This window comes from Streptomyces sp. NPDC086766, from assembly GCF_044746005.1.
Lineage (GTDB): Bacteria > Actinomycetota > Actinomycetes > Streptomycetales > Streptomycetaceae > Streptomyces.
This window is the reverse complement of the sequence record NZ_JBIVBI010000003.1, coordinates 349,883-372,556: the sequence shown is the minus strand read 5'-3', so window position 1 is coordinate 372,556 and position 22,674 is coordinate 349,883. Positions and strand designations below refer to the sequence as shown.

The 22,674-nt window shown below is 72.3% G+C and carries 17 protein-coding genes; 15 read left to right on the top strand and 2 right to left on the bottom strand.

Annotation, left to right across the window (positions count from 1 at the left end):
• Window positions 1-151 precede the first annotated feature (151 nt).
• The 6 genes from ACIPM1_RS07510 to sbnA all read left to right on the top strand — a co-directional run bounded on the left by ACIPM1_RS07510 (window position 152) and on the right by sbnA (window position 10,260).
• On the top strand, window positions 152-838 hold the full coding sequence (locus ACIPM1_RS07510) for a class I SAM-dependent methyltransferase (RefSeq protein WP_402430237.1): 687 nt from the start codon (window positions 152-154) through the stop codon (window positions 836-838).
• A 177-nt stretch (window positions 839-1,015) separates the two neighbouring features.
• Window positions 1,016-3,637: a Pls/PosA family non-ribosomal peptide synthetase gene (locus ACIPM1_RS07505; RefSeq protein ID WP_402430234.1), complete on the top strand. Its 2,622-nt coding sequence runs from the start codon at window positions 1,016-1,018 to the stop codon at window positions 3,635-3,637.
• A 13-nt stretch (window positions 3,638-3,650) separates the two neighbouring features.
• A complete protein-coding gene (locus ACIPM1_RS07500) occupies window positions 3,651-6,914 on the top strand; it encodes an amino acid adenylation domain-containing protein (RefSeq protein ID WP_402430231.1) in 3,264 nt (1,087 codons plus the stop codon).
• 180 nt (window positions 6,915-7,094) lie between these two features.
• The gene (locus tag ACIPM1_RS07495) at window positions 7,095-8,099 is read left to right on the top strand and encodes a TauD/TfdA family dioxygenase (RefSeq protein ID WP_402430228.1); all 1,005 of its coding nucleotides are present in this window, start codon (window positions 7,095-7,097) and stop codon (window positions 8,097-8,099) included.
• Window positions 8,096-9,181, top strand: a complete 1,086-nt coding sequence (gene sbnB, locus ACIPM1_RS07490) for a 2,3-diaminopropionate biosynthesis protein SbnB (protein ID WP_402430225.1) — start codon at window positions 8,096-8,098, stop codon at window positions 9,179-9,181. Before ACIPM1_RS07495 ends, sbnB begins: the two co-directional genes overlap by 4 nt.
• A 35-nt stretch (window positions 9,182-9,216) precedes the next feature.
• Complete coding sequence (gene sbnA, locus ACIPM1_RS07485; protein WP_402430222.1) at window positions 9,217-10,260, top strand: 2,3-diaminopropionate biosynthesis protein SbnA; 1,044 nt, start codon at window positions 9,217-9,219, stop codon at window positions 10,258-10,260.
• 108 nt (window positions 10,261-10,368) lie between these two features.
• Here sbnA and ACIPM1_RS07480 read toward each other — a convergent pair whose 3' ends face one another.
• A complete protein-coding gene (locus ACIPM1_RS07480) occupies window positions 10,369-12,069 on the bottom strand; it encodes a tetratricopeptide repeat protein (protein ID WP_402430219.1) in 1,701 nt (566 codons plus the stop codon).
• Window positions 12,070-12,256: 187 nt separating this feature from the next.
• Here ACIPM1_RS07480 and ACIPM1_RS07475 point away from each other — a divergent pair, with 187 nt between their 5' ends.
• From ACIPM1_RS07475 to ACIPM1_RS07445, 7 genes are all read left to right on the top strand, one after another.
• Window positions 12,257-14,596, top strand: coding sequence for a GH92 family glycosyl hydrolase (locus ACIPM1_RS07475; RefSeq protein ID WP_402430216.1), 2,340 nt, complete (start codon window positions 12,257-12,259; stop codon window positions 14,594-14,596).
• A gap of 117 nt (window positions 14,597-14,713) precedes the next feature.
• The gene (locus ACIPM1_RS07470; protein WP_356179843.1) at window positions 14,714-15,001 is read left to right on the top strand and encodes a metal-sensitive transcriptional regulator; all 288 of its coding nucleotides are present in this window, start codon (window positions 14,714-14,716) and stop codon (window positions 14,999-15,001) included.
• Between the two features lie 82 nt (window positions 15,002-15,083).
• Window positions 15,084-15,503: a DUF302 domain-containing protein gene (locus tag ACIPM1_RS07465; RefSeq protein WP_356179846.1), complete on the top strand. Its 420-nt coding sequence runs from the start codon at window positions 15,084-15,086 to the stop codon at window positions 15,501-15,503.
• 87 nt (window positions 15,504-15,590) lie between these two features.
• A complete protein-coding gene (locus tag ACIPM1_RS07460; protein WP_402430212.1) occupies window positions 15,591-16,949 on the top strand; it encodes a rhodanese-like domain-containing protein in 1,359 nt (452 codons plus the stop codon).
• Window positions 16,950-16,993: 44 nt separating this feature from the next.
• The gene (locus ACIPM1_RS07455; RefSeq protein WP_356179851.1) at window positions 16,994-17,359 is read left to right on the top strand and encodes a rhodanese-like domain-containing protein; all 366 of its coding nucleotides are present in this window, start codon (window positions 16,994-16,996) and stop codon (window positions 17,357-17,359) included.
• Window positions 17,356-18,099, top strand: a complete 744-nt coding sequence (locus ACIPM1_RS07450; RefSeq protein WP_402430209.1) for a sulfite exporter TauE/SafE family protein — start codon at window positions 17,356-17,358, stop codon at window positions 18,097-18,099. Before ACIPM1_RS07455 ends, ACIPM1_RS07450 begins: the two co-directional genes overlap by 4 nt.
• Before the next feature lie 104 nt (window positions 18,100-18,203).
• Window positions 18,204-18,779, top strand: coding sequence for a rhodanese-like domain-containing protein (locus ACIPM1_RS07445; RefSeq protein WP_356179857.1), 576 nt, complete (start codon window positions 18,204-18,206; stop codon window positions 18,777-18,779).
• 239 nt (window positions 18,780-19,018) lie between these two features.
• Here ACIPM1_RS07445 and ACIPM1_RS07440 read toward each other — a convergent pair whose 3' ends face one another.
• Window positions 19,019-20,287, bottom strand: coding sequence for an MFS transporter (locus ACIPM1_RS07440; RefSeq protein ID WP_402430205.1), 1,269 nt, complete (start codon window positions 20,285-20,287; stop codon window positions 19,019-19,021).
• Between the two features lie 52 nt (window positions 20,288-20,339).
• On the opposite strand from ACIPM1_RS07440, the gene ACIPM1_RS07435 reads away from it, so the two are divergent.
• Together ACIPM1_RS07435 and ACIPM1_RS07430 are read left to right on the top strand one after the other, a co-directional pair.
• The gene (locus ACIPM1_RS07435) at window positions 20,340-21,011 is read left to right on the top strand and encodes an ArsR/SmtB family transcription factor (protein ID WP_402430202.1); all 672 of its coding nucleotides are present in this window, start codon (window positions 20,340-20,342) and stop codon (window positions 21,009-21,011) included.
• Window positions 21,012-21,144: 133 nt separating this feature from the next.
• On the top strand, window positions 21,145-22,536 hold the full coding sequence (locus ACIPM1_RS07430) for an MFS transporter (protein WP_402430199.1): 1,392 nt from the start codon (window positions 21,145-21,147) through the stop codon (window positions 22,534-22,536).
• Window positions 22,537-22,674: the final 138 nt, after the last annotated feature.

Genomic DNA, 22,674 nt, shown 5'->3' with positions numbered 1-22,674 from the left:
CCCCGGGATTCCACGGCGGGGACACGACTCAAACACGCGCGTTCGAAACGGCGCCCGGTTCGTTGTCCCTGTCGGCGTCAGCCCGTGCCCGCCGACATCCGCCCGGCCCCTCCCCCCGTCCCCGCCCCCTGTGCCGAGGAGCGCGACCACCGTGATCAGCGACCTGGTGAACCTGCGTGCCTGGACGGCGTACGGCCGGTTCCAGATCGATCGAGGATTCCGGCCGCCGGAGCCCGCACGGCTCCACTGGGGCGCTCCCGGCGCGGACGGGCCGGGGACCGAGCTGCTCGGTGACATCGCAGGCCGGCGGCTGCTCGACGCCGGCAGCGGCGCCGGGCACTACGCCGCGCATCTCGCCACCCGGCACGGCGCCCTGGTCGACGCCGTCGACGTCTCCCCCACCCAGCACCGGCGCGCCGTCACGCGGTACGGCGCCACTGTCGGCGTGCGCTACCTGCTCGGAGACGTCGTCGAACACCTGCGGCGCTGCGAGCCGTACGACCTCGTGTACTCGATCCACGGACTCGGCTTCCTCGACCCCCGCCGCAGCCTGCCCGCCCTGCGCGCCGGACTGCGCCCCGAGGGTCGGCTGGTCTTCTCCGTCCTGCACACCGATCTGCACCGGCGGCCCCCGTCCACCGACGTCCGGCCCCGCTCGCTGCGGGTGGGACTGACGGGCATGGAGCCCCGGGAGGTCCACATGTGGGTGCTCGCCCCCGAGTTGTGGGAGGACGTCCTCACCGCGCACGGTTTCGCCGTGGACGCCGTCGACCTGCTCCCCCGCCCGGACGGTGATCCCGTCGTCGACCAGGTCGTCCGGGCGCGCCTTCGCGGGTGAACCCCCATACGGGTGATCCACTCCTCCCTCCAGCGGTGCAGATCGGCGGAAACACCGGCTTTCTCGCGGTCGCGGCCGTCTCATCGCGATCGCATTCGAGTGGCAACGCGGAAGTGGCCGCACAAGACTGAGCGCCGTACGGGCCGACGCTTTGCGGGAATTCCTCGAGGAGCTCGAATGGTAGAGAAGTCCGCCGACACCCTGCTGAACGCGACGGGAGAATCCGCGACCGCCGGACCCGGCGGCGAGGGCCGGACGGCGGCGGACACCGAGACGGAACTCGCCGGAATACTGGCCGGTCTCCTGTCCGTTCCGGAGGTCGCGGGCACCAGCAACTTCTTCACCGATCTCGGCGCCAACTCCCTGGTGATGGCCCAGTTCTGCGCACGGGTCAGGAAGCACCCGGATCTGCCGTCCGTCTCCATGAAGGACATCTACCGGCACCAGACGATCCGGGACCTGGCCGGCGCTCTCGCCTCCGCCGCGCCCGCTCCCGCCGACCCGGCGCTCCCGGCGCCGCCGTCGGCCACCGGACCCGCCCCCGTGCCGGCCCGGCCGCCGGCACCGGTCACCCCGGCGAGCGATCTCGGCTACGTGCTGTGCGGAACACTCCAGTTACTGGTCTTCCTCGGCTATTCCCTCGCCACCGGATTCGCCGCCGACCGGGGTTACTCGTGGATTGCCGAGGGCTCGGGCCCGGCCGCCGTCTATCTGCGTTCCGTCCTCGCCGTCAGCGTCGGATTCCTCGCCCTGTGCGCCTTCCCGATCCTGGCGAAATGGATTCTCGTCGGACGCTGGAAACCGCGCGAGATTCCGGTGTGGAGTCTGGCGTATCTGCGGTTCTGGATCGTCAAGGTGCTGCTTCACGCCAATCCGATCGTGCTCTTCATCGGCAACCCCCTGTACGTGCTGTATCTGCGGGCGCTCGGCGCACGGATCGGCAGGAACGTCACGATCCTCTCCCGCACCGTGCCGGTCTGCACCGACCTGCTGACGATCGGCTCCGGCACGGTGGTCCGCAAGGACTCCTACTTCCTCTGCTACCGGGCGCACGCCGGACGCATCCAGACCGGACGGGTCACCCTCGGCCGGGACGCTTTCGTCGGCGAGAAGACGGTGCTCGACATCGACACCGCCCTGGGCGACGAAGCCCAGCTCGGCCACACGTCCACCCTGTACCGGGGTCAGTCCGTCCCGGACGGCGCGCGGTGGCACGGGTCCCCGGCGGAGCCGACGGACGTCGACTACGTGAGGGTCGCACCCGCCCGGTGCGGCACACTGCGCCGGGCCGGGTTCGGCCTGTTGTCCCTCGTGCAGATGCTCTTCCTCTACCTGCCCCTGGCCGTCGGCGGCCTGTACATGATCGCCACCGGGGTTCCGGCGTTCGGCAGGTGGCTGCGCCAGGAGGCCGCCCGCATCTCCTCGGCGGAGTTCCTGCTCGACGCGCTCGCCCTCTCCGCCCTGCTGTACTTCGGCGCCATCGTCGTCGGCCTCGCCGTGCTGTTCACCGTTCCGCGCCTGCTGAACCTGGTCATCACGCCCGACAAGGTCTATCCGCTCTACGGCTTCCACTACGCGGCGCACCGGACGATCGCCCGGATGACGAACCTGAAGTTCTTCGCCTGGCTCGTGGGCGACAGCTCCTACATCGTCCCCTATCTGCGACGCCTCGGGTACGACCTGTCCCGCGTCGAGCAGACCGGGTCCAACTTCGGCACCGAGGTGCAGCACGAGACCCCGTTCCTGGCGTCCGTCGGCACCGGGACGATGGTGGCCGACGGACTGTCGCTGATCAACGCGGACTTCTCCGGTACGTCCTTCCGTGTCACCCGTGCGACGATCGGCCCGCGCAACTTCCTCGGCAACAACATCGCCTATCCGGCGGGAGCCAGGACGGGCGACAACTGCCTGCTCGCCACGAAGGTGATGGTCCCCCTCGACGGCGAGATCCGCGAAGGGGTCGGACTGCTCGGCTCGCCGTCGTTCGAGATCCCGCGCACGGTCGAGCGGGACACCCGGTTCGACCATCTGAGGACCGGGGACGAACTGCGGCGCCGGCTGGCCGCCAAGAACCGCTACAACCTCCGCTCCATGGCCCTGCATCTGCTCCTGCGGTGGCTGCTCGCCTTCGTCCTGACCGCGCTGGGGCTGGCGTGCCTGACCCTCTACGGCACCCTCGGGCACCTGGTGATCGGCGCTTACCTGGCACTCACGGTCGCCCTCACCGCCGCCTTCTACGTCCTGGTGGAGCGGTGCGTCGGCGCGTTCCGCCCGCTGCGCCCCCGGTTGTGCTCCATCTACGACCCCTACTTCTGGTGGCACGAGCGGCTGTGGAAGGTGCCGGACGAATACCTCAACCTGTTCAACGGGACCCCGTTCAAGAACATGGTCTGGCGCGCGCTGGGCGTCCGCGTCGGACGCCGGGTCTTCGACGACGGCTGCTACATGACGGAGCGGTCGCTCACCACCGTCGGCGACGACTGCACCCTGAACGCGGGCAGCAAGATCCAGTGCCATTCCCAGGAGGACGGCACCTTCAAGTCCGACCACTCCGTGCTGGGTGCCGGCTGCACCCTCGGGGTCGGCGCCCACGTGCACTACGGCGTGACGATGGGCGAGGGCGCCCAACTGGCCGCCGACTCCTTCCTGATGAAGGGCGAGGAGGTCCCCCCGTACGCGCGGTGGGGGGGGAATCCCGCCGTGGAGAGGCCGGACCTCCCCGGTGAGGCTCGCACGGCCGGCTCGGTCACGGCAGCAGGAACGTCCTCGGCGAACGGCGCCGCGGCGACGGCGCGTTGAGGAAGGCCATTCGATGGGAACGCAGGCGCAGGCGGACCGGGAGTTCTGGAGCGGCGTGGTGAGCGCCGGCGGCGTCACCGCCGTCCCCCGGTGGACCCGGGAGCCGGTGGCGGGTACGGCCGAGCACCGAGACGTGGTGCCGGACGGCGTGGCGGGGGCGGTGCGTGCGCTGGCCACCGCGTCGGACGTGCCGGTGAGCGCGGTGCTGCTGGCCGCGCACGCCAGGGTGCTGGCCGCGGTGTCGGGCGAGCGGGAGGTCGTCACCGGTTATGTGCCGGGGCCCGGACACGGCCCGCTGCCGTGCCGGCTGACCGTCCCCCCGGGGTCGTGGCGCGGACTGGTGCTGAGCGCGCACCGGACCGAGGCGGAGGTGCTGGCGCACCGGGGCTTCCCGGTGGACGACCTGCGCCGGGAACTGGGCGTGAGCGAGCCGTCGTACGAGGTCGTGTTCGGCCCCGCGGGGTTCGACGGCGAACTGCCAGCCGAGGTCGTGCTGGCCGTGGACTCCCTCGAGGAGCAAGGGCGGTTGATCCTGCGGCTGCGGTACCGCACCGAGGTGCTGGACGTCGCGTGCGCCGCCCGCCTCGGCGGCTACCACCTCACCGCGCTGGGCGCCCTCGCCGCCGACCCGGACGCGGAGCACACCGGGCGGAGCCTCCTCGCGGCCGACGAGGTCCGGTTCCAGCTCGAAGGGCTCGCCGGGCCGCACCGCGAACTGCCGCCGATGCGGGCGCACGAGCTGTTCGAGCAGCGCGCGCGGGTGCGTCCGGAGGCGGTGGCCGCGGTGCACGGCGCACGCTCGTGGACGTACGGCGAACTCAACGCGCGGGCCAACCGGCTGGCGCGGGCCCTGCTGTCCCGGGGGCTGAGCAGGGAAGACGTGGTGGCGGTGGTCACCGAGCGCAATCTGGACTGGCTGGCCTCGGTGCTGGCGGTCCTCAAGGCCGGAGGCGTGTACCTGCCGATCGAGCCGCACTTCCCCGCGGTCAGGATCGCGGCCACCCTGTCGCGCGCCGGATGCCGGCTGGTGCTGACCGAGCCCGGCAGCGACCGCAACCTCACCGAGGCCCTGGGCACACTGCCGGGAGTGCGGACGCTGGCGGTCGGTACGGCGTACGAGGAGCAGGACGCGGACGGCGACGTGGGCGTGGCGGTCGCCCCGGACCAGCTGGCCTACATCTACTTCACCTCCGGCTCCACCGGGGAGCCGAAGGGCGCGATGTGCGAGCACGCGGGGATGCTCAACCATCTCCACGCCAAGATCGACGATTTGGGCATCGGCCCGGGCCGGGTGGTGGCGCAGACCGCGCCGCAGTGCTTCGACATCTCCCTGTGGCAGTTGCTGGCCGCGCTGCTGGTGGACGGGCGGACCCTGCTGGTCGAGCAGGACGTGGTCGTGGACGTCGAGCGCTTCGTCGACACCCTCGTCCGCGAGCGGGTCGGGGTGGTGCAGGTCGTGCCCTCCTACCTGGAGGTGGTCGTGTCCTACCTGGAGCGGCACCCCCGCGAACTGCCCGACCTGGCCTGTGTGTCGGTGACCGGCGAGGCTCTGAAGCGGGAGCTGGTCCAGCGCTGGTTCGCGGTCCAGCCGAGGATCAGGCTGGTCAACGCCTACGGACTGACCGAGACCTCCGACGACACCAACCACGAGGTCATGGACGAGGTGCCCGAACGGGTGCTGCTGGGACGTCCGGTGAACAACGTGCGCGTCCTCGTCGTCGACGAGCGGCTGTCCCTGGTGCCGCTGGGCGCTCCCGGGCTGATCGCGTTCTCCGGGGTGTGTGTGGGCCGCGGGTACGTCAACGACCCGGAGCGCACGCTCGAGGCGTACCGGCAGGACCCGTACCACCCAGGCGAGCGGCTCTACCTGGGCGGCGACTGGGGGCGCTGGCACCCGGACGGCAAGCTGGAGTTCCTCGGCCGCCGGGACAACCAGGTCAAGATCCGCGGCTTCCGCATCGAGATCGGCGAGATCGAGAACACCCTGCTGCGGGTGCCCGGGGTGCGCGACGGCGCGGTGGTCGTCGCCGAACTCGCCGGCCGCAGCACGCATCTGATCGCCTTCTACAGCGGTCGCCGCCAGGACGTGGACGCGCTGCGCGAGGCGCTCGGCGCGGCGCTGCCCGCGTACATGGTCCCGAGCGCCTTCCACTGGCGGGAAAGCCTGCCGCTGACCGCCAACGGCAAGATCGACCGGAAGGCCCTGACCGCGCTGGCCGAACGGGCCGCGGCCGACGCCGACGGCGCAGGCGCCACCGGGGAGCGGAACGTCCCGCGCACCCCGGCCGAGCGCAGGCTGGCGGCCACGTGGGCCGGGCTGCTCGGGGTGCCGGAGGAGCGGATCGGCCGGCGGGACCACTTCTTCGACTCCGGCGGCACCTCGCTGACGGCGGTGAGACTCACCGTCGCCCTGGACCGCGCGGTGTCCCTGAAGGACATCACCCGCCATCCGGTGCTCGCCGACCTCGCCGCCCTGCTGGACGGCGCGGGACGGCGGCGCGCGGAACTGCTGCAGCCGCTGTCGGCGCCGGACGGGATCCCGGAGTGCGCCCTGGTCTGCTTCCCGCACGCGGGCGGCAACGCGGTCAACTTCCGGCCCCTGGCGAGCGCCCTGGCCGGCCACGGTCCCGCGGTGTACGCCGTCGACCCGCCCGGGCACGACCTGGCCGCCCCCCACGAGGCGTTCGTGCCGCTGGAGGAGCTGGTGGAGCGGGTCGTCGCCGAGATCACCGGGCGCGGTCTGACCAGGGTCATGCTGTGGGGCCACTCCTCGGGCGCCGCGCCGACCGTGGAGACGGCGCGGCGGCTTCGGGAGCTCGGCGTCGACGTGCCCCGGGTCTTCCTCGGCGCGCAGCTCCTCGGCACCGCGAGCGAGCGGCGCGCCGCCGCCGACGAGCTGGCCTCGCTGAGCGACGCGGAGATCGCCGCACGGCTGAGCGCGGAGGGCGGCCACACCGAGCTGGGCGAGCTGGACGCGCGGCACGCCGAGCACGTCGGCGCCGCCTACCGGCACGACTGCGTGGCCGCGCACCGCTATTTCGCCGCGGCGCTGGAGGCCCCGCCGGCCGACAGGCTGTCCGCCCCGGTCACCGTGGTCGTCGCCGACGACGATCCGCACACCGCGCAGGCTCCCGACCGCCACCTGGAGTGGCGGCTCCTGGCCGAACGGGTGGACCTGCACCGGCTCGCCGAGGGCGGCCACCACTTCGCCCGCACCCGGCCCACCGAGGCGGCGCGGGCCGTCCAGGGCGCCACCGAACTGATGGCACCGTCCTGAGCCCGCGTCCCGCGGTCCGCGCGGAGGTCCGCGGCACCGCGACAGCGCTCGCGGGCCCGGCCTGCCGGACCCGCCCTCGCGGACCCGGCCTTCGCGGACCCGACCTCGCGGACCGGCCGGACCTTCGCAGACCTCGCGGACCGAAGAGATCCTCCGCGACGACGAACGAGAGGAAACCAGATGTCGTTCTCTTCCCCGGCATCCCTGCTCGAGGTGGAGCTGGAGCCGGACAGGCCCCCGGTCCTGCACGTGGACCCGCCCGAGGACGCGCCCCGCTGGGCGGCCGAGCACCGCGAGGGACTGCGGGCGCGGGTCGCCGAGCACGGAGCGCTCCTGATCCGTGGTCTGGGAGTGCGGGAACCCGCGTCCGCCGGCGCCGTCTTCGCGGGGCTGGCCGGCGGCCTGATGACGGAGCGTGAGGCCTTCGCGCCCCGGCAGCGCTACAGCCCGGGGCTGTACGCCTCCACCACCTGGCCGGCCAACCAGCCGATGTGCATGCACCACGAGCTCAGCTACGCGCTGGAGGTCCCCGGGCTGATGCTCTTCGCGTGCCTGACCGCGCCGGCCGAGGGCGGGGCGACCGCGGTGGCCGACGCCGAGCGCGTGCTCCAGGCGCTGCCCGCGGCGGTCGCCGAGCGGTTCGAGCGCGAGGGCTGGATGCTCACGCGCTCCTACAACGACGAGATCGGGGCGTCGCTGGAGGAGTCGTTCGGCACCGCCGACCACGCCGCCGTGGAGCGCTTCTGCCGCGCCAACGCCATCGAGTTCACCTGGCAGCCCGACGGCTCCCTGCACACCCGGCAGCGCCGCGGCGCCGTGGTGCGCCATCCGGTCAGCGGCCGCCGCTGCTGGTTCAACCAGATCGCCTTCCTCAACCAGTGGACGCTGGCCCCGGAGGTGCGGGAGTACCTGGTGGACGTCTACGGCGAGGACGGGCTGCCGTTCAACACCCGCTACGGGGACGGCAGTCCGATCGGCGAGGACGTGGTGCAGCTCCTCAACGCCACCTACGAGGAGCACACCCGGCGCGAGCCGTGGCAGGCCGGCGACGTGCTGCTCGTCGACAACATCCGCACCGCGCACAGCAGGGAGGCCTTCACCGGTGAACGCCAGGTGGTGGTCGCCATGGCCGAGCCGCAGCGCCTGCCCGAGAGCCGCCCCGCCGGGGAGGGGAGCCGCCGATGACCTCCGTGACCTCCCCCGCGGCCCACGGCACCGCCCCGCACCCGGCCCCGGCCCCGGTGCCGAGCTTCTCGGTGATCTCCGGCGCTCAGGTGCGGCAGGCCCTGGAAGGGCGCGAGAAGCAGATCGTGGAACTGGTCGAGTCCGCCTACCGGCTGCACGGCCGGGGCGACTCGGTGAACCCGCCGTCGTACTTCCTGCGCTTCCCCGACCGTCCGAACTCCCGCATCATCGCGCTGCCCGCCTCCCTCGGCGGACCGGTGGGGGTGGACGGCCTGAAGTGGATCTCCAGCTTCCCGGACAACGTGGCGGCGGGCCTGCCCCGGGCGTCGGCGGTGCTCATCCTCAACGACCGCGAGACCGGCTACCCGTTCGCCTGCCTGGAGAGCTCCATCATCAGCGCGACCAGGACCGCGGCCTCCGCCGCGCTGGCCGCGGACTGGCTCACCCGCGGCCGGTCCCGCCCCACCCGGGTCGGGTTCTTCGGCACGGGCCTGATCGCCCGCTACATCCACACGTTCCTCGCCGGCACCGGCTGGACGTTCGACTCCATCGGTGTGCACGACCTGTCGGCCGACAGCGCCGCGGGCTTCCGCGGCTATCTGCGACAGGACGGCCGCGCCGGGCACACCGGCCGGGTCACCGTCCACGACAGCGCCGAGGAACTGGTCCGCTCCAGCGACCTGGTGGTCTTCGCCACCGTCGCCGGGCAGCCCCATGTCACCGACCCGGCCTGGTTCGCCCACCACCCCGTCGTCCTGCACGTCTCCCTGCGCGACCTGGCTCCCGAGATCCTGCTCGCCTCGGCGAACGTGGTCGACGACGTCGAGCACTGCCTGAAGGCCGACACCTCCCCCCACCTGGCCGAGCAGCTCACCGGCAACCGCGACTTCCTGGACGGCACACTCCACGACGTCATGACGGGACGGACGAGCCTGCCCACCGACCGAACCGTGATCTTCTCGCCCTTCGGGCTCGGTGTCCTCGACCTCGCCGTCGGCAGTTACGTGCACGACGAGGTGGCCCGGACCGGAGCCCTCCACGTCATCGACGACTTCTTCCACGAGCTGCGCCGGTACGGCTGAGCGGTTTCCCTCAGCCCTGGCATGAGGAGGCCAGCGTGCCCGTCATTTCCGCCCCCCACGCGTACAACGAGGGCCAGCTCTACGTCGACTTGGAGTCGATCATGGGGCGTTCCCTCTTCCTGAAGTGCGAGGGGTTCAACTTCGCCGGCTCGATCAAGCTGAAGGCCGCGGTAGAGATGGTGGAGGCGGCCGAGCGGGACGGGCTGCTGACGCCGGACTCGGTGCTGATCGAGTCGTCCTCCGGCAACCTGGGCGTGGCGCTCAGCATGATCGCGGCGAGCAAGGGCTACCGGTTCCTGTGCGTGACGGACTCCCGCTGCAATCTGTCGACGCGCCTGCTGATGGAGGCACTGGGCAGCGAGGTGCACGTCATCGCCGACCTGGACGCCAACGGGGGCTTCCTCGGCGCCCGCATCGACTACGTGCGCGCGCTGTGCGCCGCCGACGACCGGTACGTGTGGCTCAGCCAGTACACCAATCCGGGCAACTGGCGGGCGCACCACCGCAGGACGGCGCCGGAGATCGCCCGTCAGTTCCCGCAGCTGGACGTGCTGTTCGTGGGCGCGGGAACCACCGGGACCCTCATGGGCTGCGCCCGGTTCTTCCGCACCTGGCACCGGCCCGTGCGGGTCGTCGCGGTGGACACCGTCGGCTCGGTGACCTTCGGCGGCGAGCCGGGCCGCCGGATGATCCCGGGAATCGGCATGAGCATGCGCCCGCCCCTGCTGGACGAGTCCTACGTCGACGAGGTGATCAAGGTCGAGGAGGCCGACACCATCCGCGTCTGCCACCGGCTGGCCCGGCGCGGGTTCCTGTTCGGCGGCTCCACCGGGACGGTGGTCAGCGGGGCGATGGACTGGCTGGCCCGGCACGACGACATGGGCGAGCTCACCGCGGTCGCCATCGCCCCGGACCTCGGTGAGCGCTATCTCGACACCATCTACCAGACCACCTGGCTGGAAGACCTCTACGGCGAGCACGTCCTCGGCGGCGAGGAGGTGACCGCCGGTTCCCCGGCGGCCGAGCCGGCGCTGCCCACGCCGGTGGGCGGACGCGAGCCGCTGAACGGCGCACCGTAGGCGGGCGCCCGGCCGGTTCCGTACCGGGCGCCCGGTGCGGGACCGGCCGGGCGCTCGACGCGGTGCGCCTCAGGACGGTGGTGCGCCCGAGGTCTCAGACCGCACGTCTCAGGACGGTGGTGCGCCTCGGGAGGGCGGGCCGCAGCAGCCGTCGTCCGGAGCGGTGTCCAGGCGGCAGAAGCAGGACGCCGTGATCGGCACGTCGGCCACCGCGGTCGCGATCTTCAACTGCTGGGCGACGATCCGTGCCTCGGCCGTCCGGCCGAGCCGCAGCAGGCACTCGTGGAATCCGTGCAGCGCCCAGACGTTGCCGGGGTGCTGCAACGGGCGGGGAAGCGTGTCGTCGAGCCCCAGGTCGGCCCGGTAGACCGCCTCGGCCTCCGCGACCCGCCCCCGTTCCAGGAGCAGCGCGCCGTACGCGTGCCGGGCGGGCTGCATCCAGCCCCACGGCTCGTCGTACGGGAGGCCGTCGTCCAGTTCGATCGACCGGCGCAGCGCGGTGAAGGCCGCCTCGTCATCGCCCCGGCGGTAGTCCAGTTCGCCGTCGAGCATCGCCGAGGCGATCGCCAGGATGTCCGCGCAGGTGTTGTTGAACAGCATGCGGGTCCGCGGGACTTGGGCGGCCGCCTGCCGGAAGAGGGCGCGCTCCGCCTCGGCGTCGGCGATCCTGCCGGTGGCGGAGAACGCGACGCCGCGCGCGTAGTGCCGCATCGCCGTGCTCACGCGGTACAGCCGCGGGTCGGCCGGCTGCGGCAGGCGCAGGATGTCGTCCCAGCGGCCGAAGCGGATCAGCACGTGCACCCGCATCGCGAGAAAGCCCTCCAGCCAGTCCGCCATCGGCGGGCTCTCCACACGCAGCAGTTCCTCGGGCACGGCGGCCTCGAGCCGCTCCGCCGTCTCCATCGCGTCCTGGAAGCGGCCGAGGAACATCGCGCCGTAGATCCTGAAGTGGAGGTTGTGGCACCGGTAGAGGGTGTAGAAGTTCATCGCTCCGGCCCGGGCGAGGTACTTCTCGTCGGCGGCGACGGCCGCGGCGTTGTCGGAGAGCACCCGCCGGTAGTCGCCGCAGAGCACCTCCAGGTGGGACGGCATGTGCTGCAGGTGCCCGGCGTCGGGCACCAGGCCGCGCAGCCGGTCGGCGGCGGGCAGGGCGGTCTCGGGGGACGGGGACATCTCCATCAGGTGGATGTACAGGTGCAGCAGGCCGGGGTGCCGTGCTCCCGCCCGCGTCGCCATCGCCCCTTCGAGCACGGCCCTGGCCTCGGGCGTGCGCGCGCCGGGCGCGGGGCTGCCGGTGCGGATGTCCCACAGCTGCCAGGGGGTGAGGTTCATCAGGGCGTCGCCGTACAGGGCCGCCACGTCGAGGTCGTCGGGCGCCAGCCGGTGGACGGCCCCCATGCTGTCGGCGTAGGCCGCGTTCCACACCGAGCAGTCCTCGGCGTCCTCGGCCTCGGCCCGTGGGTAGCGGGCGCGCAGCGCCTCGACGAGCGCCCGCTCCACGGGGGACGCGGACGCCGCCTTGGTGTGCGCCCGCTCCACCGCGGCGTGGGTGCGCTCCACCGTCCGCGCGAGGTCCCGCTCGTCGAAGAACCCCCAGGGCTTGTTGTAGTTGGGGCCCAGGGCGTAGGCCACGCCCCAGTCGGCCATGGCGCAGTCGGGGTCCGCCGCGGCGGCCGCCTCGAAGCAGCGGACGGCCTCCTCGTGGTTGAAGGCGTACGTCCAGTTCAGCCCGCGGTCGAACCACGACTGGGCCTCGGGGGACGACGTCGTCACGCGCCGGGTGTGGCTGCCCAGGTCGTAGTAGTTCACATGTCCCGACCCTAGCGGGACTTGGGGCAAAACGTATGGATTCACCGTGAATCACTCCGCCGGCCGGCCGCCGGGGCCCCAGCGGTCGCCGCGCGCACGCACTCTTGACGAGTACACGCAGAACGCCGAAGAATGAGCGCGCCACTTTGACAACGTTGTCCAATTCTCCGGGGAGGGGCTGACGTTCATGCGATGGACCCAGCGAATGCGTGGTGCGGGCACGGTGGTTGCCGCGGCCGCGCTGCTCGGTGCCGCCCTCGCCGCACCCACGGCCGAGGCGGCCGGCACCGGCGGCGGCCGGCTCACCGACCTCGTCAACCCGTTCATCGGGACCGAGAACGAGGGCAACACCTACCCCGGGGCGGCGGTGCCCTTCGGCATGGTGCAGTTCTCGCCGGACACCGGGCACAACACCGGCTACGACCACTCCCAGAACCACATCCGGGGCTTCTCGCTCGTCCATCTCTCCGGCGTCGGCTGCGGGCTGGGCGGCGACCTGCCCGTGCTGCCGACCACGGGCGACGTGGCCGAGACCGCCTACGCCAAGTACCAGGCCGAGTTCGGCCACGACACGGAGCAGGCGAGCCCCGGCTACTACAAGGTCGGGCTGAAGACCGGCATCGACGCCGAACTGACCGCGACCGCGCGCACCGGCGTGCAGCGGTACACGTTCCCCGCCACCGACAAGGCCAATGTGCTGCTCGACGCGGGCCAGTCACTGCACCGCACCCTCTCCACCCGGGTCGAGGTCCTCGACGACCGGACGGTGCGCACCGCGATCACCGGCAGCGGCTTCTGCCAGGACACCGAGCCGTACACGGTCTACACGATCACCCGCTTCGACCGCCCGTTCACCGCGTTCGGCACCTGGAACGGCTCGGCGGTCACCGACGGTTCGAGGACCGGCCGGGACGGCGCCTACGTCCGCTTCGACACGACGAAGGACCGGACCGTCGAGGCGACGACCGCCCTGTCGTACGTCGACGCCCACGGCGCGGCCGTCAACCTGCGCTCCGAGGGCGGCCGTTCGTTCCAGCAGGTCCGCGAGGCAGCGCGGCGGGCCTGGGAGGGCCGGCTCGACGACGTCCGCGCGCAGGGCGGCACCCCGACGCTGCGCCGCACGTTCTACTCGTCGCTCTACCGGTCCTTCCTCGCGCCGAACATCGGCAGCGACGCCGACGGCCGGTACACCGGCTGGGACCGGGGGATCCACCGCGCGCGGGGCTTCACGTACTACCAGAACTGGTCCCTGTGGGACACCTACCGCACCCAGTCCCAGCTCCTGGCGCTGCTGGCGCCGCGCGAGGCCCGCGACATGGCGATCTCCGTCATCAGGATCGACGAGGAGAGCGGCTGGCTGCCCAAGTGGGGCTACGGCACGGTCGAGACGAACATCATGACCGGCGACCCGGTCACCCCGTTCCTCACCAACGCCTACCAGCAGGGCCTGCTCGAGGGCTACGAGGAGCGGGCGTACGCGGCGCTGAGGAAGAACGCCGACGGCGTGCCGCCCGCCGAGTCGCCGGCCGTGGGCCGGGAGGCGAACAAGGAGTACGTCGCGGGCGGTTTCGCGCCGTACGTCAAGGGCCGGCCGCACGTCAAGCCCGGCGACTCGGACTACGACCACGGCGGGTCCGCGACGCTGGAGTACGCCCTGTCGGACGCCATGCTCGCCGAGATGGCCCGCGACCTCGGCCATGACGCCGACGCGGCGCGCTACGCCGCCCGGGCCCAGAACTACCGCAGGATCTTCGACCCCTCTACGGGGTTCTTCCGCGCCCGCGACGCCTCCGGCGCGTTCGCCGGCCCGGCGGACCCGGCCAGGAGCGAGGGCTTCCACGAGGGCACGTCCTGGCAGTACCAGTGGCTGGTGCCGCAGGACCTGCCCGGCATGGTCGGCCTGATCGGCGGGAAGCGGGCGGCGAACGACCGGCTGGACTCCTTCTTCGCCTACGACCGGCTCGTGCGGGACCCGGCGGGCACCGCCCGCGGGGTGTGGGTGAACGGCCCGTACGACTACTACAACGCGGACAAGTACAACCCGCAGAACGAGCCCGACCTCATCGCCCCGTACACGTACCTGTCGACCGGGCAGCCGTGGAAGACCACCGACGTGGTGCACGCCGCGCTCACCCTGTTCACGGACACCCCCACCGGCATGACCGGCAACGACGACCTCGGCACCATGTCCGCGTGGAACGTGCTGTCGTCCCTCGGCCTCTTCCCGGTGCAGCCCGGCTACGACACCTGGGGCCTGTCCACCCCCGTCTTCGAACGGGTCGACCTCACCCTCGACCGGCGCTACTACCCGCGCGGCGCGCTCACGATCACGGCCCCCGGCACCTCCGGCGCTCACCACTACATCCGGTCGGCCCGCGTCGACGGCACCGCGTACGACCGCACCTACCTGACGACGGGCGCCCTGCGCGAGATGCGGTCGCTCGCGTTCACCACCGGCGCCGAGCCGTCCGCGTGGGGAACGGCGGCGGAGGACGGACCGCCCGCGCTGAATCAGCGCGGAGAGTGATCCCACAGGGAAGCTGAGGGCCGCCTGAGTCCCGCCCCCCACCCGGGGGGCGGGACTCAGGCGTGTCCGGGGCGTACAGTGGGAGTACCCCTGGGGGTATTTTTCAAGGAGAAAACCGTGGAACTGGAGCTTGAAGGCCCAAACCTGAAGTCCGTACTGAACCGGCTGCGCCGCGCGCAGGGCCAGATCTCCGGTGTCATCCGGATGATCGAGGAGGGGCGCGACTGCGAGGACGTCGTCACCCAACTCGCGGCGGCGTCGCGCGCCCTGGACCGGGCGGGTTTCGCGATCATCGCCAGCGGCCTGCAGACATGCGTGGTCGACATCGACGCCGGACGGGCGAACGGCGAGGACGCCGCCCAGATCCGCACCCGGCTGGAGCGGCTGTTCCTTTCGCTGGCGTGAGCCGGCACCGGAGCACGTCCGGCCGACCGCCCCCCGGACACCCGTCCACCCGTCTCTCGCGAACCGACAGAAAGGCCACCTCATGCGCTACGACCGCACCGTGCACCTCGACACCGACTTCGCCACCGCCGTCGAGCGTGTCCGGGAGGCCCTGGCCGCGCAGGGCTTCGGCATCCTCACCGAGATCGACGTCACCGCCACCCTGAAGGCCAAGCTCGACCAGGACATGGAGGACTACGTCATCCTCGGCGCCTGCAACCCGCCGCTGGCGCACCGCGCACTGGACACGGACCGCACCATCGGGCTGCTGCTGCCCTGCAACGTGGTCGTCCGCACCGAGGGCGACGGCACCACCGTCCAGGCGCTCGACCCCGACACGATGGTGACACTGACCGGGCTCGACGCCCTGCGTCCCGTCGCCGACGAGGCGACCCGCCGCCTCGAAGCGGCCCTCGCCTCGCTCACCGCACAGACCCCCGGGGGCACTTCCCGGGCGGACTGACCGCCTTACGGAATACCCCCGGGGGTACTTGTGTTACGGTGATACACATACCCGGGGGGGTAATTTCCGTGGGAAAGGAACATCTCCGTGTTCTTCATCGACACCATTGAGCTCGAAGGCCTCGGCAACCGCCACTATCTGGCCGGCGGCAAGGAGACGGCCGTGGCGGTGGATCCGCCGCGCGACTTCGACCAGGTGCTGGTGGCGGCGGCCCGGCGCGGGGTGCGGATCACCCACGTCGTGGAGACCCACATCCACAACGACTACGTCACCGGTGGTCTGGAGCTGGCCCGGGTGACCGGCGCCGCCTACCTGGTCCCGGCCGGTGCGCACGTGTCGTTCGCGCGGGTGGCGGTCGCCGACGGCGACACCGTCGCCCTCGACGCCGGACTCGAACTGCGGGCCGTCGCCACCCCCGGACACACCCCGCACCACACCTCCTACGTCCTGCAGGACAAGGGCGTGCCGGTGGCCGCGTTCACCGGCGGCTCGCTGCTGATCGGCACCGTGGGCCGCCCCGACCTCGTCGAGCCGCGCCTGACCGAGCAGCTGGCCCGCGCCCAGCACGCCTCCGCGCACCGGCTGGCGGCCGAGCTGCCGGACGAGACCTCCGTCCTGCCCACGCACGGCTTCGGCAGCTTCTGCTCCTCGGCGCAGGCCGAGGGCGACGCCACCACGATCGGCAAGGAGAAGGCCGTCAACGCGGCGCTCACCACCGACGTGGACTCCTTCGTGGCCCGGCTGCTCGCCGACCTCGACGACATACCGGCGTACTACACGTACATGGGTCCGGCCAACGCCGCCGGCCCGGCCCCGGTGGACCTGACCCCGCCGGCCGTGGCGGACGCCCGGGAGATCGCCTCCCGGCTCGCCGCCGGCGAATGGGTCGTGGACCTGCGCAACCGGGTCGCCTTCGCCGAGGGCCACGTGGCCGGGTCGTTCAACTTCGAGGCGGACGGCAAGATCGCCACCTACCTGGCCTGGATGATCCCGTGGGGCAAGCCGGTCACGCTGCTCGCCGAGTCCCCGGAGCAGCTGGCCGCCGCGCAGCGGGAGCTGGTCCGGGTCGGCATCGACCGGCCCGCCGCCGCGGCGACGGGCAACCCCGAGGAATGGGTCGCCGAGGGAGGCCGGCCGGCCTCCTTCCCGCGGTCCACGTTCGCGGGGCTGGCCGAGCAGGGCACGGACGGGATCGTCGTCCTGGACGTCCGCCGCGACTCCGAGCGGGCCGGCGGCTACATCGAGGGCTCCGTGCACATCCCCATCCACGAGATGCACAAGCGGCTCGGCGAGGTACCGGCCGGCACGGTCTGGGTTCACTGCGCCGGAGGAATGCGGGCCGGCATCGCCGCCTCGCTGCTGGACGCCGCCGGGCGGGACGTGGTGGCCGTCGACGACGGCTTCGACAACGCTCCCGAGGCCGGACTGTCGATCGTGACCGGCTGAACAGGCCCGTCGTACCCCACCCCTAGTTCTTGCGAGGTTGTGTGATGTTCCTTTTCCGTCGCGGCAAGAGCCGCGTCACCGTCGACGAAGCCCTCCGACGCACCCAGGGCACCGGCGCCCAGGCCGTCCTGCTGGACGTACGCGAGCAGCGCGAGTGGATCGCCGGGCACGCGCCCCACGCCTTCCACGCGCCGCTGTCCGTCCTGCAGACCGGGGCGGCGCTGCCCGGCGCGCTCCAGGGGCGGCCTCTGGTGGTGATCTGCCGCAGCGGCAACCGCTCGCAGCGGGCAGCGGAACTGCTGACCGGGCGCGGCCTGGACGCCGTGGACGTCAAGGGCGGCATGAGCGCCTGGGCCGCCGCGGGCCACCCGGTCGTCGACGAACGCGGGAACCGCGGCTCGATAGCATGACCGTTCTGATCGTCGCGCTCCTGGCCGGCGCCGTCATAGGCCTGGCCCTGGGCGGCCTCGGCGGGGGCGGCAGCGTCCTCGCCGTTCCCGCCCTGATCTACCTCCTCGGCTTCACTCCGGCGGCCGCCACGACGGCCAGCCTGATCATCGTGACCATCACCTCGGTCACCGCACTGGTCGGGCACGCCCGGGACGGCAACGTGGCCTGGCGCACCGGCCTGCTGTTCGCCGCGGCGGGCATCGTTCCCGCGATGCTCGCGGGCGCCCTCTCGAGCCACCTGCCCGAGACCGTGCTCACCGTCGCCTTCGCCGTCATCGCGGCGCTGGCGGCCCTGCGGATGCTGCGTCCCCAGCACACCGTGCCGTCCGGCCAGGTGCACGCGGGGAAGGCGGGAGCCGCCGGTGCCGGGCTCGGCGCGGTGACCGGGTTCCTGGGCGTCGGCGGCGGCTTCCTGGCCGTCCCCGCACTGGTCAGCGTGCTCGGTCTGAACATGCGCCGGGCCGTCGGCACCAGCCTGCTGGTCATCACGATCAACTCGCTGGCCGCGCTCACCGCCCGGGCGGGCAGCGGGGTGGAGCTGAACTGGGCGGTCATCGCGCCGTTCACCGCGGCCGCCATCCTCGGCGCCTGGGACGGCAAGCGCCTGTCGAAGAAGATCAAGGGCAAGACGCTCCAGCGCCTCTTCGCCTATGTGCTGCTCGCCGTCGCCGCCTTCATGCTCGTCGACGTCATCGTCTGATCACGACATGACCACGCCACCCCCCTGATACCCCGCGGGGTACCCGTACTACTCTCCTCCTACCCCCCTCGAAGCCCTTTCGACGCACAAGGATGACTCCCCTCATGACGACCCCCACCACTCTCGATCCCGGCCAGGCCCGTACCCGCCTGCACGAGCTGACCGTCATCGACGTCCGCACGCCCGGCGAGTACGACGGCGGCCACATCCCCGGCGCGCTCAACATCCCGCTCGACCAGCTCGACGCGGCCATGCCCGACATCCGCACCGCGGCCCAGCGCGGCGAGGTCCTCGTCGTCTGCGCCTCGGGCGCCCGCTCGGAGAACGCCTGCCGGATGCTCGCCGAGAACGGCATCCACACCGCCACCCTCTCCGGTGGAACCGGCGCCTGGGCGGCCCAGGGCCACGACCTGCAGCGCCCCCGGGGTGCCGCCAAGGCGAAGTGGGCCATGGAGCGCCAGGTCCGCCTGGTCGCCGGTTCGCTCGTCCTGCTCGGCCTGGCGCTGGGCGAGTTCGTCCACCCGGCCTTCCGCCTGCTGTCCGCGGGCGTCGCGGGCGGGCTGGTCTTCTCGGCCCTGACCAACACATGCGGCATGGCCGTCCTCCTCGGCAAGCTCCCGTACAACCGGAGCCGCCAGTGCGACCTGGACAGCGCACGGGCCCGCCTGCGCAACAGCTGAGTCGCGTGCCGGCGGCCCGCGACTGAGCGCGCCGCCGGACCCGCTGCCCCGCAGGAACGAGACCCCGGAAGCCTGAAGGCTTCCGGGGCTTCTCGCGTGCGGTCACACGGCACCCTCGCGTCCGGTCTCACAGGGAGGCGCGTCGGCGGCAGGACGCGCCTCGCCTCCGGTCGCACCGAGGCGCGTCCTTCGCCGGCGTCTCCGCCCCGGACGAGGGCGGAGACGCGGCGAAAGCGGTGCTACGGGGTGTGGGTCTCGTACATGCGGAGTGCGACCACGATCCCGGACGCGGCGGTCAGGGCGGCGACGGCCCAGACGGCGGTGGTCAGGCCGTAGGCGTCGGCGAGGGCCCCGGCGAGGAGGGCGCCGACGGCGAATCCGCCGTCGCGCCACAGCCGGTAGACGCCGACCGCGCGAGCCCGCCAGGCGGGATGGGCGACGTCCCCGATGGCGGCGAGCAGCGTCGGGTAGACCATGGCGGTACCGGCGCCGAGCAGGACCTGCGCGAGGGCCCACACCGGGAAGGCGGTGCCGAGCGCGACCAGCCCGATGGCGACGGCCTGCAGCAACATGCCCGCGGTGATCAGGTGCTTGCGGCCGACGCGGTCGGACCACCAGCCGGTGAGAAGCTGACCGAGGCCCCACACGGCGGGGTAGAGCGCGGCGAGGACGCCGATCGCGGCGACGGACAGGCCATGGGCCGCGTAGAGCAGGGGAAAGATGCCCCAGGCGAGGGCGTCGTTGAGGTTGTTGACCATGCCGGCCCAGCTCGCCGCCGACAGGGCCCGGTCCTTGGCGCTGGTGATCCAGGCGACCTGCCCGGTGGTCAGCTCGCCGTGGTGGTCCGGGTTCTTCGCGGTGCCGTGCTGAGCGGCCTCCAGCCGGGCGTGCGCGTGGGTCTCGCGCACGGCGAGGGCGGAGAGGCCCAGCCCGAGGGCGGCGTAGGCGATGCCCAGGAAGAACGGCTGCGGCCGCAGCGCGGTGTGGGCGGCGATCGCGCCGGTGGCCATGGCGGTGGCGGCGAGCGCGGCGTAGCCGGCGGCCTCGTTGAAGCCCATGGCGAGGCCGCGCCGTGCGGGGCCGACGAGGTCGATCTTCATGATGACCGTGGTGGACCAGGTCAGCCCCTGGTTGACGCCCAGCAGGACGTTGGCGAGGACCACCCAGCCCCAGGACGGCGCCCAGATCAGCAGCAGCGGCACCGGAAGGGCGATCAGCCACCCGGCGACGAGGACCGGCTTGCGGCCGAAGCGGTCGGACAGCGTCCCAGCGAAGAAGTTGGTGACCGCCTTGGTCGCCCCGAACGCCACGATGTACGTCAGGGCGGCGGTGTAGGCGGAGAGGTGGAAGACGCTGTGCGCGAGCAGCGGCAGGACGGTGCGTTCCTGCCCGAGCATGCCTCCGACCAGGGCGTTCACAGCCACCAGCAGGGAGAACTGGGCGAGATTGGCGCGCAGACCGAGGCGGATTCCGCCGTCGGCGGCCGGCGAGGGGACGGAGGTGCTCATGATGTCCTTGAACTTCCATTACGATAATCCATGGATTCATGGAGGATGTCACATGGGAGATCCTGCCCGCAAAGCGGAGCTGTTCGACGCCGTCGCCCAGACCGGCAAGGCCCTGGCCCACGGAAAACGCCTGGAGCTGCTCGACCTCCTCGCCCAGGGCGAGCGCAGCGTCGACGCGCTCGCCCGGGCCGCCGGGCTCGGCCTGACCACGGCCTCCGCCCATCTGCAGGCGCTCAAGCGGGCCGGGCTGGTCACCACCCGCCGCGACGGCGTCCGCATCCACTACCGTCTCGCCGGCGACGACGTCGCGGCCCTCTACGCGCTGCTGCAGCGCGTTGCCCGCGCCCACCGTGCGGCGGCCGGCGCGGCCCGCGCCGCCTATCTCGGCCCCGACGACACCGACTGCCTGACACGCGAGGAACTGCTGGAGCGGATCAGGTCCGGCACCGCCACCGTGATCGACGTACGGCCGCCCGAGGAGTACGCCGCCGGCCACATCCCCGGCGCCCTGTCCGTCCCGCTCGACGAGCTCGAGGCCCGTCTCGCGGACCTCCCGGCCGAGGGAGAGATCATCGCCTACTGCCGGGGAAGCAACTGCGTACTGTCCCACGACGCGGCCCGTCTGCTGGATTCCCGGGGGCGCCGCGCGGCACGCCTGGTCGACGGCATGCTCGAGTGGCGGCTCGCCGATCTCCCGGTCGAGGCGGGCGCCGCGCGCTCCTGAACGACGCATGGGGGCCGCCCTTACACCCCGGACCAGAACTATGGTGTCCCACCACATGTGCGCCTGATCTGCGTCTTCCTACGGTGTGCCGACACGTACACCCGTCCCCACCGCACACGAGGAAGTGGCGCACATGGCCTCCGCAGCAACCGCTCCGCCGAAACCGGCGAACCTCCCCCGCATCGTCGCCGCCAGCCTCATCGGCACCACCATCGAGTGGTACGACTTCTTTCTGTACGGCTCCGCCGCCGCGCTCGTGTTCAACACGCTGTTCTTCCCGAACAGCGACCCGCTGGTCGGCACGCTGCTGGCGTTCCTGACGTACGCGGTCGGCTTCGCCGCCCGGCCGATCGGCGCCCTGGTGTTCGGGCACTACGGGGACCGGTTGGGACGCAAGAAGCTGCTGGTGCTGAGCCTGCTGATGATGGGCGGCGCGACCTTCGCGATCGGCCTGCTGCCCACGTACGCGAGCGTCGGGGCCGCGGCTCCGATCCTGCTGACCGTGCTGCGCCTGGTCCAGGGCTTCGCGCTCGGCGGTGAGTGGGGCGGGGCCGTGCTGCTGGTCTCCGAGCACGGGGACGCGCGGCGGCGCGGTTTCTGGGCCTCCTGGCCGCAGACCGGGGCGCCGGCCGGGCAGCTGCTGGCCACCGGTGTGCTGTCGCTGCTGACCGCCCTGCTCTCCGAGCAGGCGTTCGGCAGCTGGGGCTGGCGGATCCCGTTCCTGCTCTCCGGTGTCCTGGTGATGGTCGGTCTGTGGATTCGTCTCTCTGTCGACGAGTCGCCCGTCTTCAAGCAGGCGCTGGCCCAGGCCGAGGCCCGCAAGGCGGCCCAGGACGCCGAGGCCGCGGCGGAGAAGCTGCCGCTGGTGTCCGTGCTGCGGCACCACTGGCGCGACATCCTGGTGGCCATGGGCGCGCGCATGGCGGAGAACATCAGCTACTACGTCATCACGGCCTTCATCCTCGTCTACGCCGTCACCTCCGCGGGTGTCTCCAAGGAGACCGCGCTGAACGCCGTGCTGATCGCCTCCGCCGTGCACTTCGCCGTCATCCCGGCCTGGGGCGCGCTCTCGGACCGCATCGGACGCCGTCCCGTCTACCTGCTGGGCGCGGCCGGGGTCGGCCTGTGGATGTTCCCGTTCTTCTCCCTCATCGACACCGGTACGTTCGTCAACCTGCTCATCGCGGTGACGGTGGGCCTGGTGCTGCACGGCGCCATGTACGCCCCGCAGGCCGCCTTCTTCTCCGAGATGTTCGCGACCCGGATGCGCTACTCCGGCGCCTCCATCGGCGCGCAGTTCGCCTCGGTCGTCGCGGGCGCTCCCGCGCCGCTGATCGCCACCGCCCTCCTCGCCGACTACGGCAGCTCCACCCCCATCGCCCTGTACGTCATCGCGGCGGCCGTCCTGACCCTGATCGCCGTCGGCGTGGCCAGCGAGACCCGGCACCGGGATCTCGCCGCCGTCGAGACCTCGGACCGGACCGAGCCCTCTGCGGCCGCGGCGACGGACGCCCGCACCGCCTGACGCGCCCGACGGCCTTGTCGGGTGACGGCCGCGTCGGCCGTCACCCCAGCCGACCGGACCGCGCCCCGCCCGACGGCCCCGCGCGGTCCGGCCCGGCCCGGCCACCGCTCCGGCCCCCGTACGCCCCGCGCGTACGGG

Bases quoted from the DNA above. Each gene is read 5' to 3' on its own strand.
- ACIPM1_RS07445 (WP_356179857.1), top strand. From the start codon at position 18,204: ATGACGACCCCCACCACTCTCGATCCCGGCCAGGCCCGTACCCGCCTG.
- ACIPM1_RS07430 (WP_402430199.1), top strand. From the start codon at position 21,145: ATGGCCTCCGCAGCAACCGCTCCGCCGAAACCGGCGAACCTCCCCCGC.
- ACIPM1_RS07500 (WP_402430231.1), top strand. From the start codon at position 3,651: ATGGGAACGCAGGCGCAGGCGGACCGGGAGTTCTGGAGCGGCGTGGTG.
- ACIPM1_RS07465 (WP_356179846.1), top strand. From the start codon at position 15,084: ATGCGCTACGACCGCACCGTGCACCTCGACACCGACTTCGCCACCGCC.
- ACIPM1_RS07495 (WP_402430228.1), top strand. From the start codon at position 7,095: ATGTCGTTCTCTTCCCCGGCATCCCTGCTCGAGGTGGAGCTGGAGCCG.
- ACIPM1_RS07435 (WP_402430202.1), top strand. From the start codon at position 20,340: ATGGGAGATCCTGCCCGCAAAGCGGAGCTGTTCGACGCCGTCGCCCAG.
- ACIPM1_RS07440 (WP_402430205.1), bottom strand. From the start codon at position 20,287: ATGAGCACCTCCGTCCCCTCGCCGGCCGCCGACGGCGGAATCCGCCTC.
- sbnB (WP_402430225.1), top strand. From the start codon at position 8,096: ATGACCTCCGTGACCTCCCCCGCGGCCCACGGCACCGCCCCGCACCCG.
- ACIPM1_RS07505 (WP_402430234.1), top strand. From the start codon at position 1,016: ATGGTAGAGAAGTCCGCCGACACCCTGCTGAACGCGACGGGAGAATCC.
- ACIPM1_RS07455 (WP_356179851.1), top strand. From the start codon at position 16,994: ATGTTCCTTTTCCGTCGCGGCAAGAGCCGCGTCACCGTCGACGAAGCC.
- ACIPM1_RS07450 (WP_402430209.1), top strand. From the start codon at position 17,356: ATGACCGTTCTGATCGTCGCGCTCCTGGCCGGCGCCGTCATAGGCCTG.
- ACIPM1_RS07475 (WP_402430216.1), top strand. From the start codon at position 12,257: ATGCGATGGACCCAGCGAATGCGTGGTGCGGGCACGGTGGTTGCCGCG.